This window comes from Mesorhizobium sp. M2A.F.Ca.ET.037.01.1.1, assembly GCF_003998075.1.
In the GTDB taxonomy this organism is placed as follows: Bacteria; Pseudomonadota; Alphaproteobacteria; order Rhizobiales; family Rhizobiaceae; genus Mesorhizobium.
Genome location: NZ_RZSA01001693.1, coordinates 1 through 606, shown reverse-complemented (window position 1 = coordinate 606; position 606 = coordinate 1). Strand labels below are relative to the sequence as shown.

Below are 606 nucleotides of genomic sequence, written 5' to 3'. Positions count from 1 at the left end.
ACTGAGGGCAGGATGTCGGAGATATCCGGCGCGCGCTTCGAATGCCGCATGTTGGCGGCGGAGATATTCAACTGGTCGATTGCGACGTGAACAAGCTGCATGGTTCTGTTTCCTTTGCACTGGTTGAAAAGCCCTTTCCGCGAGGCCGAAGGCCGAGCGGCGGGACGGTTTCGCGCCGATCAGCGCGGTCGTTCCGCCGCGTCGGGCGGAAGCTCGGGGGTTGGGATTTCGAGGGCGGCGGCGGCCTGCCGCAAAAGCCGCTCATCCTCGGTGATGTGCCCGGCAAGGCGCGCGGCGTCGGAATAGACCGAGAGCGGAAATCGCGGCTTGAAGTACAAGTCCCGCTCGACACCAAGGCCGAGCGGCCCCTTCACGGCTTCGAGTTCGGCAAGGCTGACGCTGCCAAGCTCAGGCAAGCCGAAGCCGAGATCACAAAGTCCGAAAAGCGTGTCGCCGTCCGCGTCAAGTTCAGTCAGAAGCCAGGTCGCAGCGCCGGTCGGATTGAACAGCTTCACGACCGGAACATGGTCGGTGTCGGTGTTGGCCGATCCGTTGACGAGCAAGCGGGCGCGCAGTTCGTCGGTGATCAGGATCACGGCAAAACTC

General features: G+C 63.0%; 1 protein-coding gene. It reads right to left on the bottom strand.

Annotated features, from left to right (window positions below):
* Positions 1–179: 179 nt before the first annotated feature.
* Entirely contained in the window at positions 180–596 is a 417-nt protein-coding gene (locus tag EOA27_RS39260; RefSeq protein ID WP_127259069.1) for a DUF2958 domain-containing protein, read from the bottom strand.
* Positions 597–606 lie beyond the last annotated feature (10 nt).